18 protein-coding genes and 3 pseudogenes are annotated in these 16,847 nt (G+C 39.8%); 14 read left to right on the forward strand and 7 right to left on the reverse strand.

What is annotated here, in order from left to right:
- Window positions 1–3: 3 nt before the first annotated feature.
- Window positions 4–435 (reverse strand): peptide-methionine (R)-S-oxide reductase MsrB, encoded by a 432-nt coding sequence (gene msrB, locus HF992_RS08205; RefSeq protein WP_168549556.1) that lies wholly within the window; start codon window positions 433–435, stop codon window positions 4–6.
- A 112-nt stretch (window positions 436–547) separates the two neighbouring features.
- Between msrB and HF992_RS08210 the strand changes: the two are divergent.
- The 10 genes and pseudogenes from HF992_RS08210 to HF992_RS08255 form a co-directional block, all read left to right on the forward strand.
- Window positions 548–1,645: pseudogene (locus tag HF992_RS08210) on the forward strand (minor capsid protein); the annotation flags it as partial.
- Window position 1,646: 1 nt separating this feature from the next.
- The gene (locus HF992_RS08215) at window positions 1,647–1,856 is read left to right on the forward strand and encodes a hypothetical protein (protein WP_018368783.1); all 210 of its coding nucleotides are present in this window, start codon (window positions 1,647–1,649) and stop codon (window positions 1,854–1,856) included.
- Window positions 1,857–1,943: 87 nt separating this feature from the next.
- Window positions 1,944–2,129 carry a hypothetical protein gene (locus HF992_RS08220; protein ID WP_168549526.1) on the forward strand — a complete coding sequence of 62 codons (186 nt, stop codon included), beginning with the start codon at window positions 1,944–1,946 and terminating at the stop codon, window positions 2,127–2,129.
- A complete protein-coding gene (locus HF992_RS08225; RefSeq protein ID WP_168549557.1) occupies window positions 2,104–2,283 on the forward strand; it encodes a hypothetical protein in 180 nt (59 codons plus the stop codon). The genes HF992_RS08220 and HF992_RS08225 overlap by 26 nt, the downstream gene beginning before the upstream one ends.
- Window positions 2,284–2,462: 179 nt before the next feature.
- Window positions 2,463–2,912: a MarR family winged helix-turn-helix transcriptional regulator gene (locus HF992_RS08230; protein ID WP_168549558.1), complete on the forward strand. Its 450-nt coding sequence runs from the start codon at window positions 2,463–2,465 to the stop codon at window positions 2,910–2,912.
- 210 nt (window positions 2,913–3,122) lie between these two features.
- Window positions 3,123–3,878 carry an undecaprenyl pyrophosphate synthase gene (gene uppS / locus HF992_RS08235; protein ID WP_168549559.1) on the forward strand — a complete coding sequence of 252 codons (756 nt, stop codon included), beginning with the start codon at window positions 3,123–3,125 and terminating at the stop codon, window positions 3,876–3,878.
- Between the two features lie 23 nt (window positions 3,879–3,901).
- Window positions 3,902–4,696: a phosphatidate cytidylyltransferase gene (locus tag HF992_RS08240; protein WP_168549574.1), complete on the forward strand. Its 795-nt coding sequence runs from the start codon at window positions 3,902–3,904 to the stop codon at window positions 4,694–4,696.
- Window positions 4,697–4,713: 17 nt separating this feature from the next.
- Window positions 4,714–5,985 carry an RIP metalloprotease RseP gene (rseP, locus tag HF992_RS08245; RefSeq protein WP_168549560.1) on the forward strand — a complete coding sequence of 424 codons (1,272 nt, stop codon included), beginning with the start codon at window positions 4,714–4,716 and terminating at the stop codon, window positions 5,983–5,985.
- Window positions 5,986–6,007: 22 nt separating this feature from the next.
- On the forward strand, window positions 6,008–7,861 hold the full coding sequence (locus HF992_RS08250; protein WP_168549561.1) for a proline--tRNA ligase: 1,854 nt from the start codon (window positions 6,008–6,010) through the stop codon (window positions 7,859–7,861).
- Window positions 7,862–8,184: 323 nt separating this feature from the next.
- Window positions 8,185–8,310 (forward strand): annotated as a pseudogene (locus HF992_RS08255) (IS3 family transposase); the annotation flags it as partial.
- 71 nt (window positions 8,311–8,381) lie between these two features.
- On the opposite strand, the gene pepA reads toward HF992_RS08255, so the two are convergent.
- Window positions 8,382–9,434 (reverse strand): glutamyl aminopeptidase, encoded by a 1,053-nt coding sequence (pepA, locus tag HF992_RS08260; protein ID WP_168549562.1) that lies wholly within the window; start codon window positions 9,432–9,434, stop codon window positions 8,382–8,384.
- A gap of 126 nt (window positions 9,435–9,560) precedes the next feature.
- On the opposite strand from pepA, the gene HF992_RS08265 reads away from it, so the two are divergent.
- From HF992_RS08265 to HF992_RS08280, 4 genes and pseudogenes are all read left to right on the forward strand, one after another.
- Entirely contained in the window at window positions 9,561–9,845 is a 285-nt protein-coding gene (locus HF992_RS08265; protein WP_168549563.1) for a DUF4651 domain-containing protein, read from the forward strand.
- Window positions 9,842–10,165 carry a thioredoxin family protein gene (locus HF992_RS08270; RefSeq protein WP_168549564.1) on the forward strand — a complete coding sequence of 108 codons (324 nt, stop codon included), beginning with the start codon at window positions 9,842–9,844 and terminating at the stop codon, window positions 10,163–10,165. The genes HF992_RS08265 and HF992_RS08270 overlap by 4 nt, the downstream gene beginning before the upstream one ends.
- A complete protein-coding gene (ytpR, locus tag HF992_RS08275; RefSeq protein ID WP_168549565.1) occupies window positions 10,162–10,785 on the forward strand; it encodes a YtpR family tRNA-binding protein in 624 nt (207 codons plus the stop codon). Before HF992_RS08270 ends, ytpR begins: the two co-directional genes overlap by 4 nt.
- A 602-nt stretch (window positions 10,786–11,387) precedes the next feature.
- Window positions 11,388–11,901 (forward strand): annotated as a pseudogene (locus tag HF992_RS08280) (IS3 family transposase); the annotation flags it as partial.
- Between the two features lie 94 nt (window positions 11,902–11,995).
- Here HF992_RS08280 and HF992_RS08285 read toward each other — a convergent pair.
- The 5 genes from HF992_RS08285 to HF992_RS08305 form a co-directional block, all read right to left on the reverse strand.
- Complete coding sequence (locus tag HF992_RS08285; RefSeq protein ID WP_168549566.1) at window positions 11,996–13,165, reverse strand: ABC transporter permease; 1,170 nt, start codon at window positions 13,163–13,165, stop codon at window positions 11,996–11,998.
- Window positions 13,162–14,037, reverse strand: coding sequence for an ABC transporter ATP-binding protein (locus HF992_RS08290; RefSeq protein ID WP_168549567.1), 876 nt, complete (start codon window positions 14,035–14,037; stop codon window positions 13,162–13,164). The genes HF992_RS08285 and HF992_RS08290 overlap by 4 nt, the downstream gene beginning before the upstream one ends.
- A gap of 209 nt (window positions 14,038–14,246) precedes the next feature.
- A complete protein-coding gene (locus HF992_RS08295; protein ID WP_168549568.1) occupies window positions 14,247–14,831 on the reverse strand; it encodes a response regulator transcription factor in 585 nt (194 codons plus the stop codon).
- 4 nt (window positions 14,832–14,835) lie between these two features.
- A complete protein-coding gene (locus HF992_RS08300) occupies window positions 14,836–16,338 on the reverse strand; it encodes a sensor histidine kinase (protein WP_168549569.1) in 1,503 nt (500 codons plus the stop codon).
- Window positions 16,339–16,410: 72 nt separating this feature from the next.
- On the reverse strand, window positions 16,411–16,847 hold a 437-nt coding region (locus tag HF992_RS08305; protein WP_168549570.1), incomplete at its 5' end, for an IS30 family transposase.

Below are 16,847 nucleotides of genomic sequence, written 5' to 3' on the forward strand. Positions count from 1 at the left end.
GGGTTAAACACGGTCAATGTAATCGGCATATCCTTGTTCAGCTAATTGCTCGTAAGGAATAAATCGTAAAGCTGCTGAGTTAATGCAGTAGCGCAATCCTCCTCGATCTAGTGGTCCATCCTCAAAAACATGCCCCAGATGGGAGTCAGCCTCTTGGCTACGAATCTCAATCCGTCTCATCCCATAGGATGTATCGAGATTGCTAGTAACTGATGCAGCTTCCAAGGGTTGCGTAAAAGCTGGCCAACCGCATCCTGAGTCATACTTGTCTTTGGACGAAAACAGGGGCTGACCACTAACGATGTCGACATAGAGTCCGCGTTCATAGAACTTGTCGTATTCTCCTGTAAAGGCGCGCTCTGTCGCATTGTTCTGGGTGACCTCATAGGCTAAATCCCCGATGCGCTGTCGGAGTTCCTCTGTTGTTTCTGTCATATTAACCTCCTTAAACTGGTGCGCTCTGACGAAAACCAAATAAATCGCGCGCGATTTATTCAATGGTATACTCTCCGAGGTTTTGGTTGTCAAGTGAAAACCTTTGTGACAGGCTGAAAACAATGCTATGAACTATCAGGAGGTCCTACAGCGTCTCCGAGGACAAGACCTTTCAGATTATCAAGCCAACGCTAAAAAGTACCGTGAGCAGGCTGAGAAGGACCCAGAACTACTAAAACGATTGAATGAGCAGTATGCGGCATCTAAGGTAACCCGCATGGAGGCCTTGAACTTAGAACTGGTGTATAAAATCGGGGCAATGAATGGCGTGCTACAGAAGACTTTTGAAAACTATCTCAAATCTACGGCTAATTATGTTTATAAAAAAGCCTTGGGTGGGCATGTCAGCGCTTTGAATGAACCGGCGTTACAAGAACTCATACGTACACCATTTAACGGTGCTGATTACTCCGAGCAACTCTGGGGAAACACGGATAGGCTTGTAAAAGATTTACAAGAGGTTTTTAAGCGTGGTTTCGTCCGTGGTGACGACGTCCGAGCTATGGCTCAGGATTTGGCAACTAAATACAATGTGGCACGTTCAAGGGCTCAGACCTTAATCAGGACTGACGGTACCTCTATCATTAATCGAGCAACCATCCGTCGCTATCAAGACTCAGGGCTTGAGTATTATCGGATCTTGGTCCAGCTGGATGGCAGGACGACTCAGATTTGCCGAAATATCGCTAAGGAGGATAAACGGTACCACTTAGACGAATTCCAGGTCGGTGTTACAGCTCCACCATTTCATTTTAATTACCGGTCTACGGTTATTCCAGATGAGGAAGAGTTGGAACGCGATAAGAAATTTGGCATTGATAATGACTTGAACAGCGTAAATGATAATGTTATAATTGAACCAGAGAAATACTTGCAACATCAATTTTCTTATTATGAGCAAGGTGTCCCGAAGTTTATTCCTACCAACGCAGTTTTTGAAGCTACAAAAGCTATAGCTGGGTTCGGTGCCGATAAAGAATTAAGAATAGCTGATAGATTGGTTCAGATGTATGGTGGGGAGTCAAAAGAATGGTCTAAAATGGTCGGTAAAATTGAATCCAATCAGTATATCTTTGATATGCACTGGTATGAAAATAAAAATGACGGTCTTCAAAAAGATATAAAACTTAAATTCAGAAAGGAGAAATAAAATGACTAATAGCATTGCAAAATTACGATATGTCGGCGAGTCATTCGGCGTTGATTCTTTAACCAACGGTAATATTTACGATGTCTTAGAGTTTCTTCCAGATGATTTAGTTAGAGTCGTAGATGATAGTGGAGAAGATTATCTATATAGTTTTACAAATCCAAAACCTATCGACGGAAGTTCCGTAGGGGGGCGTTGGGAAACTGCATAAGCACCTAGAGAAATCTAAGTGCTTTTTTGCTGCTCAAAATACAGTAGAAAAAACGTGTGATACGGTAGAAAAATACTTAGAAATTGCATGAAATCAACAGAAAATACAGTAGAAATACAGGAGAAAAACACGTTTGAACAGAAATTTGATGGTATCCGAGTTACAGAGCCTGAAATGATAACTATCCCAAAATCGGAGTACGATTTGTTGATAGCAATTAAAAATAAATTTTTGGAGGTAAAAACCGATGAACAAACGGATTTATCAAGCTAAACTGGCTATCGAGAAAGACGAAAATGAAGTGATAAAACTCTTTTTTTTAATTTTCATTCTGCAAACCAAAGAAAATGTTGTACAGATTCTGGATGGTATCGTGACATTAGGTCATAGCGCTGAAAGTAGAGCGTTTTGTCAAATTGTGCTATAATAACCGAAAATGGATGTTGTGATGAATAAAGGAGCAAAAAGGAGGCAAAATTTTGACAAGAACGCCTGAAATAGCCTCTCAAAACTGTGTTAAATCAAATAAAATAACAAAAGACAAAAAATGGAGACGCAATATTGCTATGTGCCATCTTTATCGTACACATCTAAAAGGAGTTTCATTTGGAAAAATTTAACCTCTCAAACCAGCTCTGCTATTCATTCTATCATGTGAATCGTCTCTTTAACCAGTTCTATAAAGAGGCACTAGCCCCCTTTGAGTTAACTTATACCCAATACCTTGTCTTGTTGATACTGTGGCAAGAAGATACCCAAAGCTTGCAAGAACTCGGTGAACAACTGGACTTGGCTAGTAATACCTTGACCCCGCTCTTGCGACGTCTTGAAGACGGTGGCTGGTTGAGTCGTTTGCGTCCAGAAAAAGACCGGCGACAATTGATCGTTCGGTTGACCGACAAAGGGAAATTTCAGCAACCCTTCATCGAAAAAGCGCTGAGCGACTACTTCGGTCAAATACCGCAGTTGACAACTGACGTTGCTCAGAAATTGTTAGAAGAACACCAAGTCTTGATTACTGCTCTAAAAGAACAAAAAGACACCTCTCGACCGTAGTTCCTCACGTATGAAGTCAATCAGGATGGCAACCGAAACGCGGGGGAACGTCATCAAATTTTGAACCAGACTGGTAGCCTGTCTTGAACCGTTCGCTCCTCTTCCTCCAGCCGTTTGTCTGTTTATCCGACGGTCTGAGTGGTGTGCTTTTTCTTTATCTAATTTTATGGTATAATGAAGTGCTATATTATACAATTTAGGATAAAAGAGATGTTTAATTTTCGATTAGGCCGAAAGGCAGAAGCAGAAGGAACACTAGTGGTCCCTAAGCATATCGGTATCATCATGGATGGAAATGGGCGTTGGGCAAAGAAGCGGATGCAACCCAGAATTATGGGGCATAAAGCTGGTATGGAAGCCCTCCACAAGGTGACAAAGGTCGCTAGCGATATGGGAGTCCAAGTGTTGACGGTCTATGCCTTTTCCACAGAGAACTGGTCTCGTCCAGAGACAGAAGTTAAGTTTATCATGAATCTCCCTGTTGATTTTTATGAGAAGTATGTGCCAGAGCTTCACCAGCACAATGTCAAAATTCAAATGATTGGTGAGACGGATCGTTTGCCTGCTGGAACACTTGATGCTCTCAAGAAAGCAGAAAGCTTAACCGAGCTCAATACTGGTCTTATTTTGAATTTCGCGCTCAACTATGGAGGACGAGCTGAGATTGTACAAGCCATAAGGGCGATTGCTCAAGATGTCTTGGAAGCCAAGTACGCTCCTAGCGATGTTGATGATGCCTTAGTTTCGGACTATTTGCAAACTCGCACCTTGCCTAGTAGCCTCAGGGACCCTGACTTGATTATCAGGACTAGTGGAGAGCTACGGCTCAGTAATTTCCTACCTTGGCAGGCAGCTTATAGCGAGTTGTATTTTACAGATGTACTATGGCCAGATTTTGACGAAGTAGCTTTTCAGGCGGCGATTGAAGCCTATAGTAAACGTCAGCGTAGATTTGGTGGCATTTGAAAAAGGAGATGAAAATGATGGATTTGCAAAAAAGGATCGTTTTTGGGGCTCTAGCCCTAGCCATCTTTGTTCCCTTCATGTGGATTGGTGGTGAGGTGGCTCAAGTGCTGGTTGGGGGGGTAGCGATGTTAGCAGTGTCTGAGCTGTTACGAATGCGCCGTATTTCTCCAACCTCAGTAGAAGGAGTTTTATCCTTGTTGGGGACTTTGGTTTTGACCCTCCCGCTTCAAAACTACCTTACATTTTTGCCAACAGATGGGAATTATGCAGCCTTTGCGGTAATTGCCTTGGTCATTTTGGGGGCAACAGTCTGGCAGTTTGGCGACTACACTTTTGATGATGCCGTTTATCCGATTGCCTCTAGTTTTTACATTGGTTTAGGGTTTCATTCGCTGTTATTGGCGCAGATGGATGGCAGAGAGACTCTCTTTTTTGCCTTGATCCTTGTTTGGGTGACAGATAGTGGGGCTTACCTTTTGGGGCGGCAATTTGGTCGCAGGCGTTTAGCGCCAAGGGTTTCGCCGAATAAAACGGTCGAAGGTTTTTTAGGTGGCCTGCTGTCAGCGGTTATTTTTGCGGGTATCTACCTTCTCCTCTTTCCGCAGGTCAAATCAGGTTATCCTTACTTGCTAATGCTTATTTTGGTTGCTATCTTTTCAGCCTTTGCCCAGTTTGGTGATCTGGTTGAGTCAGCTCTCAAGCGTCACTACGGTGTTAAAGATTCTGGGCGCGTTATTCCTGGACATGGCGGCATCTTAGATCGTTTTGATTCCCTGATTTTCGTCCTTCCTATTATGCACTTTTTTGGTCTTTTTTAGACAATAGAAAGGATTTTATGCAGTCAATACTTATTAATCTTTTAGCTTTTTTAGCTATTTTTGGCCTTATCGTGGTCATTCACGAATTCGGCCATTTCTATTTTGCCAAGAAGTCCGGTATCCTAGTTCGTGAGTTTGCGATTGGAATGGGACCGAAAATTTTTGCTCACACAGCGCAAGATGGCACGGTTTATACTATCCGAATCCTACCTGTTGGTGGCTATGTCCGTATGGCTGGTTGGGGAGAAGACACAACTGACATTAAGACTGGTCAGGCTGCTAGCCTAACCCTCAATGACCAGGGGGTGGTGACGCGAATCAATTTATCGCAAAAGCAGATCGATAGGACTAGCCTACCGATCAGTATCACTGATTATGATCTCGAAGATCAATTGGCAATTACTGGTTTGGTCTTGGATGAAACTAGAAGCTATCCTGTCGACCATGACGCAACGATTGTCGAGGAGGATGGGACAGAGTTGCGAATTGCTCCCCTAGATGTCCAATATCAAAATGCCAGTATCTGGGGGCGTCTGATCACCAATTTTGCAGGACCTATGAATAATTTTATCTTAGGTCTGATTGCCTTTACGCTTTTGGTCTTCTTGCAAGGGGGGGTCGTAGATCCTTCAACCAATCAAGTTCGGGTAACCCCTGATGGAGCGGTAGCCACAGCGGGGATGCAATCTGGGGATGCTATTGTTGAGATCAATTCCAAGAAGATTGACAACTGGGAGCAGTTAATTACTGCGGTCAATGAGGCTACAGCAGATTTAAACGAACCTCATCCTATTACAGTCACCTATATCCGAGACGGTAAGACGCAGACAACAGAGGTAACTCCGAAAGAAGAGAAGGGGCGCTACTATATTGGAGTCCAGCCTGGTCTGAAGACTGGTCTAGTGGACAAGGTCTTGGGGGGAGCGAAAATGGCTTGGCGCTCAGCTTTTACCATTTTGAATGCTCTCAAGCAACTTATTGCCAAGCCTAGCCTGGATCAGCTGGGGGGGCCTGTCGCTATTTACCAGGTCAGTTCAGAGGCGGTTAAGGGCGGTATCCAAGACATGTTAGAACTGTTAGCTCTCTTGTCAATCAACCTCGGCATTGTCAATCTGATTCCTATCCCGGCCCTAGATGGTGGTAAGATTGTGCTCAACTTAATCGAGGCTGTACGCCACAAGCCGCTAAAAAAAGAAATCGAGACGACGGTTACCCTTGCTGGAGTTGCTTTTATGGTGATCCTTATGCTAGCGGTAACTTGGAATGATATTATGCGTCTCTTTAATTAATTGATAAAGGAAGAAATAACTCATGAAACAGTCAAAAATGCTGATTCCAACTCTACGAGAAATGCCAAGTGACGCTTCGGTGATTAGCCATGCTCTGATGCTTAGGGCGGGCTATGTCCGCCAGATTTCAGCAGGAAGCTATACCTACCTTCCTCTGGCCAATCGCGTTATCGAGAAAATCAAGACGATTATCCGTGAGGAGTTTGATAAAATTGGTGCGGTTGAAATGCTGGCGCCAGCCATGATTACGTCAGAGCTCTGGAAGGAGTCTGGCCGTTATGATACCTACGGGGATGATCTTTTTAAGCTGAAAAATAGCGAAGGGTCAGAATTTATCATGGGGCCAACCCACGAAGAAACCCTGACCGCTATGGTTCGAGATTCGGTTAAGTCTTACAAGCAATTACCTCTGACCCTTTATCAGATTCAAGCCAAATACCGCAACGAGAAACGTCCTCGAAATGGTCTGCTGAGAACCCGTGAATTCATCATGAAGGATTCGTATAGTTTCCATGCGGATTATGAGAGCCTGGATCAGGGCTACTTGGATCACAAGGCGGCTTATGAGCGGATTTTTGACCGTGCAGGCTTGGATTACAAGGCTATCATCGGTGACGGTGGCGCGATGGGTGGTAAGGATAGCCAAGAGTTTATGGCCATCACTCCAGATCGGACGGATCTTTCTCACTGGGTAGTCTTGGACAAGTCCGCTGGAAGTCTGGCTGACTTGCCTGAGGATGTTCTAGAAAGCATCAAGGCGGAACTGTTGAGGTGGTCAGTATCAGGTGAGGACACGATTGCTTATTCAAGTGACTCTGGTTATGCAGCTAACCTAGAGATGGCGACTGATTTTTACAAACCACGTAACATTGTGGTAGCACAAGAAGAGCTCACTAAGGTAGAGACGCCAAATTGCAAGACCATTGACGAGGTGGCAGCATTCTTAGGTGTTGATCAGGAGCAGACCATCAAAACCTTGCTTTTCATGGCTGATGGCCTGCCAGTTGTTGCCCTCTTGGTGGGCAATGACCAGCTTAACGATGTGAAATTCAAAAACTACCTAGCAGCTGATTTCTTGGAACCTGCAACGGATGAAGAAGCTAGAGCGATTTTTGGAGCTGATTTTGGATCCTTAGGACCAGTTGATTTGGCCGAAAAGGTTCGTATCGTGGCAGATCGTCGTGTGCAAGACCTGCGCAATGCTGTCGCTGGTGCCAATGAGAACGGCTTCCATCTGACTGGAGTGAATCCAGGCCGAGATTTCACTGCAGAATATGTGGATATCCGCGAAGTGCGTGAGGGAGAGTTGTCTCCTGATGGTCAAGGGACGCTCAAATTTGCTCGTGGAATTGAAGTTGGGCATATCTTTAAACTAGGAACTCGCTACACGGAGAGCATGAACGGTTTGGTTTTAGATGAAAATGGCAGAGCTGTTCCAATGATCATGGGCTGTTATGGGATTGGTGTCAGTCGCCTCTTGTCGGCTGTTCTTGAACAGCACGCCCGTCTCTTTGTGAATAAGACACCAAAGGGAGAATACCGTTATGCTTGGGGGATTAACTTCCCTAAAGAATTGGCCCCTTACGATGTGCATTTGATTGAAGTTAATAGCAAGGATGAGGTCTCTAATAAAGTGACAGCTGCCATTGAACTTGCTCTTCAAAAAGCGGGTTATGAGGTCTTGACTGACGATCGCAATGAGCGAGTAGGAGTCAAATTCTCCGATAGCGACTTGATTGGTTTACCAATCCGAGTAACTGTCGGTAAGAAAGCAGAAGAAGGAATTGTGGAAGTTAAAATCAAGGCAACAGGTGCTTCTATTGAAGTGCATGCAGATAACTTGATTGAGACGCTTTCTATTTTGGTACAGGATTAACAAAGACAGTTAACCAGTGTATTTGAGGATTGCGTAAGATTGAAGATGGTGAACCGGTCACTTTCTTCAGTCTTTTTAGTTTGGTTTTTGGGGCATTTAGAGCAAGATTAACTGCTTTATTTTCGGCTTATTGTCACCCACTACAGTTGACAATGAGCCAGTTTAAGGGAGGTTGGATTATTTTTATAAATACTTCGTTATTGGGCGGTTACTTTTCATTATAGGTGATATGGGGGCATACTCAAAAAGGCTCCATAATCTCCGTAGTGGATTTACCCACTACAGTCTTATAGAGCCCTAACTTAATATTACAAATTGGGAATCAAGAAACCTTTCATTCACTTGAAGAACTAACGATTAAAACTAAGAACTATGCCCACTGGTGGAATTACCATCGCATTAAAGGCAGCCTCAACTACCGAACACCAATGACCAGGCGAATCATCGCTTACCCAAAAACACTTTATAAAAATTGTGCAGCAAAATGGTTACCTTTTCAGTTTGTTCTCCCTGCTGACCCTTAATAGCGTTTGATTTGATCGACCGAAAGACGATCAAGGTTTTTAACGATCGCTTGCAAATAGGCTTGAGCTTCTTCAAAGTCAGTCAAGCTAAACAGGGTTTGGTGGGAATGAATGTATCGGGCAACAACGCCGATAGTGGTCGATGGAATTCCGTGATGTTTGAGGTGGGCAGCTCCTGCATCGGTGCCGCCCTTAGAAGCAAAGTATTGGAACTTGATGCCAGCTTCTTCAGCAGTCGTCATGAGAAAGTCACGCATATCCTTGAGCATGATATGGCCAGGATCGTAGAAACGAAATAGAGTACCTCCCCCCACTGTTCCTTGCTCGCCATAGACATCACCGGCTGCAGAGCAATCAACGGCAAGGAAGATGTCGGGTTGGAATTTTGTGGTGGAAACAGTAGCTCCTCGTAGGCCGACTTCTTCCTGGACGTTTGCGCCTGCAATAAGAGTATTGGGGAGTTCTTGACCAGATAGCTGTTCTAGAAGCTCCGTTATCATAAGGAGGCCAAAGCGATTGTCCCAGGCTTTGGAAATGACATTTTTACCATTAGCTGTCAGAATAGCTTCCGCCTGAGGAACGATGATATTGCCGGGTTGGACGCCAAAACTTTCAGCTTCTGCTTTGTTGCTAAAACCAGCATCAAAAACGATATCTTCTATCTTGGGTGTACCGGAAGCGCCTAGGTGAGGAGGAACAGAACCTGAAATGACAGGAATCTTAGTTCCCTTACTGGTATACAGAGAAAAGCGTTGAGCGCTTACAACCATTGGGTTCCAACCGCCAATGGATACAACGCGGAAGGTCCCGTCTGGTCGGATTTGATTGATCATAAAACCGACCTCATCCATGTGGGCAGCTACCATGATCCGAGGAGCTTCTGGAGCTTTGCTTTCCTTGATGCCAAAGAGGCCGCCAAGGCCATCTGTCTCGATGCGATCGACATGTGGGCTGATTTTTTGCCGAAGGTAATCACGGACGTCGTGTTCATAGCCTGCTAAGCCATCTAAGGCAGTGACTTCTTGAATTTTTTGAAAAAGTTCTGACATAAAAGACTCCTTAAAATGATTTCTATGGATTCTATTGTACCATTTCTATTGAAAAATGAAGCAAAAGACCATAGAAAAACAGGAGTTTAATCGGTCAAAAGCTAGGTTTTATGGTATAATTTGGATATGAAAAAAAGAACAGCGATTGCCTTGGCCGGTTTGGTTGGTTTGACTTGTCTGGCTGTTGGGACCAAGGCTTATTTGGATTATCAAGAAGAGGAGCGGATGAGAGAGATTCTGCTTCAAGTCCGAGCGTTTTTTGCACCGATGGGAGAAATTGCAACGGTATTTGTGGATTATACCGTCTCTGACCAACTTCAAACTAAAGGTGGTGTCATCATGACAGATGGGCGTTTCTACCATTTTGACTATTTGGCCGGTGAGTTATTTTTTGAGGAGGATACCTTATGAGAAAACCAACTCGCTTAGAAGAAGTTGCGGACTTGATTGAAACCGGTCAGCGTTTGGTTTTTGTCTTTATGACGAGCTGGTGTCCAGATTGTCATTTTATTGCCCCTTATTTGCCAGAGATTGAAGCGCGGTTTGGGACAGCAACTTTTGTTGAGCTGGACAGAGATGCCTTTATGCCATTGGCCAAGGAATGGGATATTTTTGGAATTCCTAGTTTTGTTGTAATTGATAATGGCCGTGAAGTTGGTCGCCTGGTCAATAAATTGCGGAAGACCAAGGAAGAGATTATTAGATTTTTAGAAGGATTAGAAGAGAAATGATTTTTGCCTACAATAAGGAACACGTTGGAGATGTCTTGATGGTGATTTTGCAAGAAACGACTCCTGTTAAGCGGCATGTGGAGCGTAAGGGGCGTGTCGCTAGGGTGGTTAGCGAGTCAGGCGAAACCCTAGCTTGGAATATCTTTGGGGTCTCGGAGCTCTTTCCGATTTCGGGGCAAGGACAGATTTTCCTGTCTGAGGAAGCATTGACTTGTCTTAACAGTGAATTGGCCAGAGAAGGCTTCACAGAAACTCTGGAAGCGACCCCAAGTCCTGTCTTTGTCGTCGCGGAGATCCTTGAAATGGAAGACCATCCAGATAGTGACCACCTCCATATTTGTCAGGTGGGGATTGGTCAAGAAGCGCCTGTTCAAATTGTCTGTGGGGCGCCTAATGCTGCTGTTGGCCTCAAGACAGTGGCGGCTTTACCTGGCGCTATGATGCCTAATGGAAGTCTGATTTTCTCAGGTCAGCTTCGCGGAATGGACAGTCATGGCATGCTCTGCAGTGCGCGTGAATTAGAGCTTCCCAATGCACCACAAGTTCGTGGCATCATTAGCCTTTCAGATGATGCGGTTGTGGGCGAGGTCTTTGATGCCGAAAAGCATTGGAAGGGTTAATCTTAGCAGATCCTAGATTAGCGAAAAAGATTGCGGGCGGCGAAAAAACGCTAATCCTTGAAAAAGAGTCTAGAAATCACTCAAAACGGTCTTCCAAACGTAGAAACTCGCGTTTTTGGATAGCTGAAATGGTCTGTGAAGAGACTGTTTGAGGGTGGCTATCTGACAAGCAATTTTGATGTCATCGGTTGGGACGGTTGTGGAGTTTAAAAAACGCCTAAAACAGTCAATTTCCCTTCTGCTAAACTGTTGACATAAATGATTGTAAGCGACTGAACTTTGAACGGCACCCCAAACGTTGGACACAAAATCTAACTGTTGGGGTGCTATTTTTATGACATTGAGTTACAAGGACAACGTTTAAGCCGATGAACTAGGGCAAGATACGTTTGCTTTTCTTTGGAGCCATTTAGAGTAGCTGAATCCAGGTTAAAAGACATTGTTCGCTTAATGGTTTGATTCGGAATAGAGCTTATCCCCAAAGACGCAAATGCCCACTAACCTTCAGAACTTAAGACATAAATCATAGGTATCGTTGAATAGGTTACACTAAACTAGACCGCAGAATAAAGTGATCTACACTAAAGCAAAAGGAGAACTATATGTCTAGAAAAATCCGTCGTCATTTTACGGATGATTTCAAACAACAAATCGTTGACCTTCACAATGCAGGTATGAAACGAAGTGCGCTGATCAAAGAATAGGACTTAACTCCCTTGACCTTTGACAAGCGGGTGAGACAAGCTAAAACAACGGGATATTTCAAATCAATTGATAATCTTACCGATGAACAGCGGGAGCTGATCGCACTCCGAAAGCGCAATAAAGAGCTTGAAATGCAGGTCGATATCCTAAAGCAAGCAGCAGTGATTATGGCGCGAAGAGAGAAATAATCACTGCTAATAAGGAGAAATATAGTATTTCAAAAATGTGCCGCTGGCTAAACATCCCTCGCTCCAGTTATTACTACAGGTCAGTAGAGCCAGTATCTGAGGCCGAACTTGAAGAAAAAATCAAAAGGATTTTCCTTGAGAGCAAGGCCAGATATGGTGCACGAAAAATCAAGAAACGCTTAGAAGAGAAGTGCAAGGGATGACGGTGTCTCGTCGTCGCATTCATAGCACTCTCGATTACCAAACACCCATGTCTAAGCGAGTGATCGCTTAACCCAAAAAACACTTTATAAAAATTGTATTTCTACTTACAGTAATCATTTATTCATTATTGTATTCATTGAATTTTTATATTTTATATATATCAACGGTAATATTAAAATCGAAACGCAAGTATAAAAAACAAAAATAAAAGGAATTTGTTTAAACACTATATTTCCAATCTGATATATATACGGAATACGAACACTATTCATTACGTTTGTCAATTGATCCGGAGTCAGACTAAAGAATGTTTTAAAAGGTAATGCCCGCCCAATGAATGGAGATACAAAAAACAAGACAAACGATAAACCAATAGCAAGACTTGAGCTTTTGAAAACAGTCGCAATCAACATGGATACTGCTCCTGATAGCAGACAAGCCACATATCCAGATAAAATAATAATCATGTATAACCCTCTCATACTAACTACATATATTGAAAAAGGACTGTATACTTGGTATAAGGTTGATGCGCCGCTTGTTCCCATTACTCCAAAACATATAATTGATAATAAGCTTATGCCGATCCAATAAACTAAACTTGTAACAATTACTCCTGCATAGATTTTACTTTTGACACATTTACTTTTTCCATATTTGGTAGAAAATAATACAAGGTATATATTATGCTTAAACTCATCGGAGAATATCCCTGATGTCAAAAAACTTGTAATAATAATTAATATTAAACTATAAGTTGTTGCATATAAAAACATCGTTTCCCAAGAGTCCGCTGCTTCATAATAGAATGGTGTCTTTATTTTTTTATATTGTTTCTGTAAAAAATCTATCTTTTCGGAAGTATCTCCGTTATCTTTGCTTTCTAAATACAAATTTCTTCTATAAATTTCATAGAATGAATCAATTTCATTTGAAGTTGCTTTTGATATTTCATTGCCTTCAAGATTTTCTAACAGATCGCCTGTTAGCATTCTGCTTGTTGTGAAAATAATGTCATAAGTTGATTGCCATTCCCCATTCTTATATGATTTAACAATTTCAGAAAGAGTATCCGATGTTATTTCCCCCTTCCATTTATTTTTTTCTTCTATTAATAAACGTGGGGAAGATATACCTTTTTTGATGTTATCATTAGAATCAACAAATCTGAAACTATGTATGGCAAATATACTAAAAACTATAGCACCTAAAAAAGCCGCTATAATTAGTAAACGATTTTTTCTATTGTTAAATACTTTTTTTATTTCTAATTTAGTCATCATAATATTTTTCCTTCTCTTCCAAAATAATATAAGAAAGCATCTTCAAGAGTTTTTTCTTCTTCCTTAGCACCTGATATAGGAATTTCTTTGGAAATAATTCGTAGTTCTACTCCATTTGAAGTAGATTTAGAACTGACGACAAGAAAATTTTTTAAGTAAAAATCAACTTTATCCCTATGAATATTACAAGTCCATGCTTTTGTATCCAAAGATGATATTATTTGCATAGGTTGTCCTTGCAAAAAAATTTTCCCTTTATTAATCATTATTATTTCTTCTGCTATGTGTTCAACATCCGAAACGATATGTGTAGATAAGAGGACAATTTTATCTCGTGCAATTTCACTAATCAAATTTCTAAATCTGATTCGTTCATTTGGATCCAACCCTGCTGTAGGCTCATCTAAAACCAACACTTTAGGATCATTAATCATCGCTTGAGCAATCCCTACACGCCTTAACATACCACCTGATAAGCTTCTCATTTTTTTCTTTATTTCTTTCTCGAGCCCAACTTTTTTTATTAAATAATCAATTCTTTTTTCTGCTAAATCAGTCTCTATTCCTTTTAAACAAGCAATATACCTCATATAATCAAGGATATTCAAGTCCGGATAATATCCAAAATTTTGAGGTAAGTATCCAAGTATTTCTCTGTATTTTCCATCAAGCTTATAGATATCTTTTCCGTTAAACATAATGCTTCCACCACTCGGTTTACTTAGAGTACAAATCATATTCATTAATGTCGTTTTACCTGCACCATTAATTCCTAATAGTCCATACACACCGTTTTTCAAAATAAGACTCTGATTGCTAATCGCCTCATACTTACCATACTTTTTAGTTACATTGGTTAAATTTAACTCCATCTAAACCTCCTCCTTGTTTATGGTCTTTGATTTTGTAAAAATAGAATAACCTATTAAATACATAAAAAACCACCTTCAAATCGAAGATGGATTAATAAACCACAAAACTTACTCAGTAACCATCTTTCGATCTATTCGTTATACTATTTTCAGGATAATAACAGTATATCTTTGTATAAATCAAAAGTATTGGTACTAATGTGCAAAGTTTAAAAGATATTTTTTTTAATATAGCCAAGCAGCGTTGCTTTTCTAAGCATTTCTTGATAGTTTTTCACATCAAGCTTATCATAAATTATATTCAAATGATTCGCTAATGTTCTTAATGAAATAAATAATCTTGAAGCAACCTCATTTCTTGTAAATCCTTGAGCATATAAGTTTATAATTTCTAATTCCTTATCAGTTAAATCTGTTAGCTTATCTTCATTTATTTTAAAATGTATTTTGCCTTTTATTGTTTCTTTTATAATGCTATATAACTTATCTGTTTCAATATCCTTATTAAGAAATCCAGCCGCTCCGCTCTTTTTAGCCTCCTTTTCAAATGCGTAATAATCGTATCCGGTCAAAATTATAATTTTACAATCGGATTTTTCCTTCAAAATATTTCTGCACAATTCAAGACCATCTATATCAAGAATTTTTTTTATATTGATATCTATTAAGAGCAAATCAAAACTATTCCTCAATATCTTACTAATGATCTCACTTTTCGTTGTCTTATAGTCAACAGTTTCAACACATTGAATATCGGAATATCTTAACAAAGAGTTTTTTAAGCTTTCAGACAAAAGTCTATGATCTTCTATTAATAGAATCCTCAATGATATCTCCCCCTTTTAATGGAATGTTTATTATTATATTAACCCCCTCGCTATTATCTACCATAATCTTTCCTCCTATCATTTGAACTGTCTTATAAATTCCAATTAGCCCGGAAAACCTGTTATTTTCATATAACAAGTTCTCATCCAAGAATCCCTCATCATTAAACGCTTCAATGCTAAGAATAGATTTTTCTATACATATTTTTATTTCGGCAAAATTAGATTCTGTATGTTTATAGATGTTATTTATCAGTTCCTTAACCACTCTTAGCAGCAATTCATCGTACGGGTTTTCTAAATAAGCTTTCTCATCACAAAATAGATCTAAAACAATTCTTTTATCGAAATGACGATTTTTTATCTGCTCAATATTTAAACATAAATTTTCATATAATGATTTATCTAAATATATAGAAGGTGCTAAATTGTCAAGCTTTAATCTTAAATCGTTTATGATATTAGATAATATCATAGAAACTTCTTCTTTTGATACATTTTCATCATCAACAGATTTTTTCAAATAGATAACATCCTGTAGGATTGAATCATGCAAATAATTCGCCATATCCTTATTGTATTTTAACTCATTACTTAGATGACTAATCCTCATCAAATATGTATTTTTTATCTTATCTTTTGAATGCACTCCAAATTTGGTATGATCCGTAATAACATAAACAAGATTTACTATTAATAAGAGCAATATCTGAAGATAATAAAAATTTGTCAGCAAAATAAAAATACCAATAATTGCTAAACTCATCAGATAACTTTTTATTCTAAAAACTATTATAGAGTAATAACTTAAAAATATATTTTGAATAGCGTACTGAAAACAACTAATAACTAAAAATAGCATTACTGTTGAATATCTACTATCAAACAATCCCATTTTTATATACAACACTCCGGAAAAAAGCCATGATACAATCAGAAATATCATTATGTTCTTTTTGTATTCCATATAGTTAGTTATTCTTCTGTAGTGTATTATAAAATATATGATTGGGGTAAACATTATAACCAAAACAGATAAAAACAAATACCACTCTATCCATTCATTTTTGGATGAGAATATGATATATCCAACCAACGAATAAATTGTAACTACTGTAGATATGATTATATTATAGGTACGATAAATCTTATTATCCAATATAAAATGCCAATTGCTTAATAGTAATAAAACCATTATTAATAATAGAATATGTGCGAAATAGCTATCTACATCTTGTAAATAGGTAAAACAAACAAATAATAATAATAAACTTGAAATACCGAACTTATATATTAAAAAATTATTCATTCTTGATTCAAGCATTTCCATTAACTGCATACAAAACACATTAAAAAAGTATAGAATGATATAGTGTCCGCTGTCTAATTTATGATATGTGGTAAGAAGTAAGAAAATAGTCATCATTACAATATATCCTATTTCCACAAATAGCTTCAACACTCTATTATTCATTTTGTCAACTCCTTTATCCTAAATATTTAATAATATTTATATTTTAAACTATTGCTAAATTTCAAGCCTAAGTTAGGCATTTAGTAAAAATTGTCTAGGAGATAAATAGTTCAAACATTTCTTTGGATAGTTGTTAATCCAATTTTCGATGAAGGCGACCATTCTTATGGTCGTTTTCTTTGTGCCTTTTGGCAACCATCGTCTAATGAGTCTGTTATGGTTCTCGTTGGTTCCTCTTTCCCAAGAGGCGTAAGGGTGGGCATAATAGATGCACTCAGGATCAAAGACATCTGCCAAGCGACTAAATTCTGTCCCGTTATCCGCTGTGATTGAGTTGATGTGATAGTTTTGAAGAATCCCTTTCAAAGCTTGATTGACTGAGGTCGCTGACTTGTCAGGAATGAGACGAATGATTTGAAAGCGACTCTTCCTGTCTGTGAGTGTCAGTAAGCACTCGTTTTTAGCACGCGTCTGAATAACGGTATCAATCTCATAATCGCCTAGATTTT

This window comes from Streptococcus ovuberis (genome assembly GCF_012396585.1).
GTDB classification, from domain to species: Bacteria; Bacillota; Bacilli; order Lactobacillales; family Streptococcaceae; genus Streptococcus; species Streptococcus ovuberis.